This window comes from Nostoc flagelliforme FACHB-838, assembly GCF_014698065.1.
Classification (GTDB): Bacteria; Cyanobacteriota; Cyanobacteriia; order Cyanobacteriales; family Nostocaceae; genus Nostoc; species Nostoc flagelliforme_B.
In genome coordinates this window covers 1-5896 of the sequence record NZ_JACJSI010000363.1, presented here as the reverse complement: position 1 = coordinate 5896, position 5896 = coordinate 1, and the positions used below count along the sequence as shown (strand labels likewise).

The following is a 5896-nucleotide window of genomic DNA, read 5'->3' as shown; positions in this document are numbered from 1 at the left end:
GAAAATCACGCCAACTGGAAGAAAAATAATCTGGAAGCAATTCACGAGAGTTGCCACGATTACAAGCACATGAGCAAAAGCGAAAGCTGAGAACATCGGGAGCCGTGTACACGAAAACGGGTACGCACGGATCTAACTGAGAGGCGCGGGGAATAATATCCCCCATCGACTCAACCAGAAAATGGGCAACAGAATTAGGGAGAAGACCACATTTTCAGGAAATTAAACAGAAGTGGCAGGAATTAACGGGGCAAGAGTTAAACGAAAAAGGGGTGACTCTATTACTAGAAAATCTCGGCTACCCAGACAACTAAATTGGAATGCTCGATATGGTAATCCCAAAGAGTATAGGAAACAAGTAGCAATCGCTCACAGAAAAACTCACAATTATTGTGTAGTTTGTCTGACTAAGAAAAGTGAAGAGATCCATCACGCTTACTACGGCAACGACATCATTGGTCAATCTACATTTCCAACGTGCTACCGTTGTCATAATGAGATTTGTCATAGTCCAATCAACTGGATCAAAAGCCGTAGTAATCCTGTTTGGGGCAATCGTAATACTGACGAATTTATTACGAGATTGAGGCTGGGATATCAGCTACTTTATGGAGGAATCAAACATTTTTAATTAGTTGAACAGTGTCGTTAATTTTCCTAAAAATTAAGTTTTAAGCTAATTGGAGAAGAATTCTCATGTATAAGGACGAATACGGCGATTTGAGTTTTGAAGAACAATTACACCTAACTGAATCCCTTATCAGACAGCGACACAATCAGCAGATGTTCTTGCGCCGAAATGCCCAACTTTTGCAGCAGGAATTAAGCTTTGAGGCTGAATTGTTAGAAGACAATCCAGAGTTAGCCCAAACGATTCATTCTTTTAATATGCAAGAGATTCAATCCCAGCAGCAAGGATTATCTGGTGTTATGCAAGGGGATTTAACCCCTAAAGGACAAAGTGTCTGGAGTAAGTTTTTTCCGGGATTGGGAGGTAATTAAGTATTTCCAGGGCTTTACTACTGGTGATATTGTCAAAGCTCATATTCATACTGGTAAATTTGCTGGAATTTATACAGGCAGAATTGCAATTAATACCAATTTAATATGAAGCTGCATAGAAAAGAGCTTCGAGAATAAAGTTATAAGAAGAGATAGATACAGCAGATTTGAGGTAAATGAGGCACACTAAATATTAGTGCATCAAGAACTACAATGAAACCGTACTCAGTTGATCTGCGAGAAAAAATAGTAAATGCATACGAACGAGGTGGCACGTCAATCAGAAAAGTTGCTGTTCAATTTGGTGTAGCAAAAAGCTATGTACAAAAGCTCCTGCAGTTACAGAAAACCCAAGGTCATTTAGAACCTAAAAAGCAAGGTGGGACAATTAAGGGTAAATTGGATAAGTACGGTAGCGAATTAGCGGAAATGGTTAAAAGCCATCCAGACGCAACTTTATCAGAATACTGCGAGTATTTTGGAGAAAAATATAACGTTTGGGTATGTGCAAGTGTAATGTGCTGTGCATTACAAAAACAAAAACTAACACGAAAAAAAAGACTTTACGCAGTAGTCAAGCGAAAACAGAAAGAGTCCAAAGGCTGAGAATAGAGTATTGAGAAAAGGTAAAGCACATAGATCCAGAAGACCTTGTATTTATAGATGAAATGGGTGTTTTACTTGGCTTAACTAAAACTCATGCTCGAAGCGATGGCTTCGCCAACGCCAAGGGCGAACGCGGCAGTAGGGTGTATGATTTTAAACCATATTATAGATAGCGCAGCGTTAGCGAGTCTTCGAGCGTCGGGGCGAAAGTAAGTGTAATCGGGGGAATCAGCTTAAAGAAAGTTTTAGCTGTCATGACTTTAAATGGTTCAATGGATGGAAACGCATATAAAGTCTTTATCGAACATTTTTTGCTTCCACAATTATGGACTGGTGCAGTAGTTGTAATGGATAATCTTCCTGCACATCAAGTCGCAGAAATTAAACCCTTAATTGAATCTGTTGGTGCAAGTGCTCTGTACCTGTCTCCTTATTCCCCGGAATTTAACCCTATTGAACATTGGTGGTCACAGTTAAAAGCGTTCTTAAAACAATTTTCTCCCAAGACTGCATCTGGAGTCGATGGTTTAATTAAAATAGCACTTCAATTAATTAATCCTGAACATCTCAAAAATTGGTTTACAAATTGCTGCTACTGTACCTCATAAGCTTCGAATCTGCTGTATTACCTGCTCAAGTGTAATACCAATTTTGTATGAAGTTGCATAGAGGCTAGAAAGTATGCTTGGTAATCATTCCAGCTTTCTGTAGTTTCATGCAGCTTCACAATAATTTGGTATTACAACCAAGGTGAAAAGAAAAAATTCTTCGGATTGGAGTTGCTGAACCGTCCTTAATAACAGCACATATTCTTCACCGCAACTACACGTATTCCTCATTGCAACTAACAGCATGAATGATTTTATTTGAAATTTTCTCTGCTGATGAATGACTTTTTTTTGGTTTTAGTTATTGCTGGTTAACTTTTTTTTAAAATACATATACAATAAGTGAATAGATTAAGTTTACAAAAAGTTACGATATAGAAAAATGAAATATTAAACACTCCCTTACATCAGGGAATTAGCCATCAAGTACAAAATGTAAGATTGACACACTGAGGTAAACCTTTGGCTACAAAAATTACCTTTGCGGTGAATTAGCTTTTCACGTCATTTTTGCATAAGACCTGATATCTACCAATTGGTCAAGCCATTTTGGTAGGTATTGTCATCACCTAGTAAAGGAATTAAAGTGAAACAAATAACTAGACGAGAAGCCCTGAAGCTAGGAGCGCTTGTAGGCGGTTCGTTGTTGCTTCCTATAGGTTTTCAGTATCGTTCCCAAGCAGTTACTGCTGGCAGCCCTCAGCCAACTCCTTTTTCGGATACAAGGAGTTGAAAAATTTGCTAAAGTTAGATTTTAAAAAAGCAAGTGTTAAAACAGAATTAAAATTGCCGAAAACTTTACGCAACTTGGTGCTGCTACCAAATAAGCTTTTAGTACTAATTAATAAAGCTTCAAAACGCTTAAAGAGTGGCGTAATGATCGCCGCTTTGGTAATGACAGCAATCTTAGCCGGGCATACAGTATCAGCACAGGTATCGCCGCCTTCTCAACCTCTAGGTTCGTTAAAAAGCGTAGCCATTCCCGAACCTAGTAATTTAGGCGAATTTGTTAAAAATAAAACTGCCGCCATTGAACTTGGCAAGTCTTTATTTTGGGATATGCAAGTTGGTAGCGATGGGTTGCAATCTTGCGCTAGTTGCCACTTTCATGCGGGGACGGATACGAGGGCTAAAAATCAGTTGCACCCAGGGGCAGATACCGTTGTAGAAGCAGGGCTTAATTATACTCTTAAGCCTGGGGACTTCCCTTTTCACAAAATATCAAATCCGAGCAATCGCAATTCTACAGTTTTAGCAGATACTAATGATGTTGCTGGTTCTCAAGGTGTCGATCTAAATAAGTTTAACGACATTGTTCCTGGTAGTGCCGTAGACGACATGACCTTGACACCAGACCCGGTATTTAATATTGATGGTGTAAATATTCGCCAAATTACAGGACGCAACTCGCCAAGTTCTATCAACGCTATATTTAACTTCCGTAATTTCTGGGATGGACGCGCTCAAAATGACTTTAATGGCGTGAATCCTTTTGGTTCTAGAGATCCTAATGCTTACGTCCTTAAAGCCGCTACAAAGCAGTCAGCGCTAAAGAAAGTAAAAATTAACCTCAAAAATGCTTCCGCCGCCTCTCAAGCCGTAGGGCCGCCATTAAGCGATGTTGAAGAATCTGCTACTGGTCGAGTATTTCCAGATGTAGGACAAAAGTTTAATAGAGTTAAGACCAAAAAGTTACCTAGAGAGATTGGTAAGAAGCTAAAATACCTAACGCCATTAGGTAAGCAAATCGTTGGCCCCCAAGACAGCGTACTAGGTAAGTACAGCCAAGCACCGACCCCAGGTTTAAAGTCAAAAAACTACGAAACTATGGTTCAAAATGCTTTTCAACCCCAGTGGTGGGATTCTAAGCAGATTATTCAAGTCGGTACGGATGGTGAGCGGATTTTCAAACAACCCCAAGGCGCGTTGGCTACTAACGAGTTTACGCTAATGGATTACAACTTCTCCCTATTTATGGGGTTGGCAATTCAGTTATATGAAGCTACGTTAGTTTCTAATAATGCACCAATTGACCAATATTTTGATGGTAATAGCAACGCTTTAACCGCTCAACAAAAGCAAGGGAAAGAGCTTTTTGAAGGTAAAGCTAAGTGTATTAACTGTCATGGTGGGCCAGAGTTTACCAATGCTTCGGTTAGAAACGTTCAAAAAGAGCGTTTAGAACGGATGGAAATGGGTGACGGTGGCGAGGCGGTTTATGATAATGGGTTCTACAACATTGGGGTTAGATCTACTTTAGAAGACTTAGGTGTCGGCGCGAAAGATCCTTTTGGCAACCCATTATCAGATTCTCGCATGGCGCAACAAGGTAAGTTTACAGACCCTAATTTGAGTCCTCCAATTAGTTCAAGTGAAAAAGTTGCTGTTGATGGTTCTTTTAAAACTCCTGGCTTACGTAATATTGAATTAACTGCTCCTTATTTCCACAATGGCGGACAATTAACTCTCAAGCAAGTTATTGAGTTTTACAACCGAGGTGGAGATTTCCACGAGCAAAATATTAAGGATCTCGATCCTGATATTGTGAATCTCGGTTTAAGTGAAGACGAACAAAATGCGCTAGTAGCTTTCTTGGAATCGCTAACTGACGAGCGCGTTCGTTTGGAAAAAGCACCTTTCGATCACCCACAGTTATTTATTACTAACGGACATCCTGGCGATACTAATACGGTCACTAATGACAGTACAGGTAGAGCTACAGTTACAATGTTAGAAATTCCTGCTGTTGGTCGTAACGGCGGGTCAGGGACAAATAATTTTCTTGCAGAATCTCCTTAAATTTTCCTCAAATTAATTGTTTTTAGTACAGGCAAAATGCCTGTACTTTTTGAATGGCAAATATTTAACGCTGCTGCAAACAATGACAAAACCTTAATAAAATATTTTTTAAGCACAATGTAGTTATCCCTCTTCTGTCACTTTCCAGGTATCCCAAATAAAAGTATTAAAAGAAAAAACCCTTAGCTGTCTAATTGGTATGAAATAGCTTGAGATTCAAGCATAGTAAGAAGCTCTGTATATTCATTAAACCTCTTGCAAAAGTTACTTTTGCAAGAGGCGGGAAAAGGGGAAGAGGGAAGGGGGAAAGGAATAAGAGAAAACCTTTCTCCTCTAACATGAACCCTTTTCCCCACTTCTGCAAGAAGTCTGTTGTAAGCTGCTGGTGCTACTTCTAAGCTTAATGCTCTTTGAGTGCAAGCTTTACACCCTTAATCACATTAATTTGGCATAGCAACAAATAAAAAGTCATTGTATACCGGGAAATAAAATCGCTTTTTCTTGTTTCCAAGATTTTCTCACGGACAAAGCTCTCGTGTACCACGGCTGCATATTAGTCAATACCGTTGTTGCTTGGAGCTTACTAAGGACAATCTGTTGCTGTTGGTTTATAGTTGTAGCTTTGGTTTGTGTCACAGTTGAGCAACTCAAGCAAGAGTATACTCAATGTCAGCAGCAAAGATCAAAATGAAGAAGATTAGTTTTTGCTATTAACTTGGAAACGGACACGAATTTTTAACAGGACTTACGCAACTGGCACAATGCGAGCGCCAATTACTAGTACATAAGTATTATTTGAATCTGATTCCGAATGCCTTGTATTTGTAATAAAAGCTGGTGTATTGGAAGCAAAGCATGAAATATTCATGAGAAAATAGGTA

The 5896-nt window shown here is 39.3% G+C and carries 5 protein-coding genes and 1 pseudogene; all 6 read left to right on the top strand.

What is annotated here, in order from left to right; genetic code table 11:
- Positions 1-232: 232 nt before the first annotated feature.
- The 6 genes and pseudogenes from H6G97_RS43740 to H6G97_RS43715 all read left to right on the top strand — a co-directional run bounded on the left by H6G97_RS43740 (position 233) and on the right by H6G97_RS43715 (position 5015).
- Positions 233-631, top strand: a complete 399-nt coding sequence (locus H6G97_RS43740; RefSeq protein ID WP_190946743.1) for a hypothetical protein — start codon at positions 233-235, stop codon at positions 629-631.
- Between the two features lie 65 nt (positions 632-696).
- Positions 697-1002 carry a hypothetical protein gene (locus tag H6G97_RS43735; RefSeq protein WP_190946742.1) on the top strand — a complete coding sequence of 102 codons (306 nt, stop codon included), beginning with the start codon at positions 697-699 and terminating at the stop codon, positions 1000-1002.
- A 213-nt stretch (positions 1003-1215) separates the two neighbouring features.
- Positions 1216-1608, top strand: coding sequence for a helix-turn-helix domain-containing protein (locus tag H6G97_RS43730; protein ID WP_190946741.1), 393 nt, complete (start codon positions 1216-1218; stop codon positions 1606-1608).
- A 197-nt stretch (positions 1609-1805) separates the two neighbouring features.
- Positions 1806-2216 (top strand): annotated as a pseudogene (locus H6G97_RS43725) (transposase); the annotation flags it as partial.
- Between the two features lie 586 nt (positions 2217-2802).
- A complete protein-coding gene (locus H6G97_RS43720) occupies positions 2803-2949 on the top strand; it encodes a hypothetical protein (protein WP_190946745.1) in 147 nt (48 codons plus the stop codon).
- 5 nt (positions 2950-2954) lie between these two features.
- Entirely contained in the window at positions 2955-5015 is a 2061-nt protein-coding gene (locus tag H6G97_RS43715; RefSeq protein ID WP_190946740.1) for a cytochrome-c peroxidase, read from the top strand.
- Positions 5016-5896 lie beyond the last annotated feature (881 nt).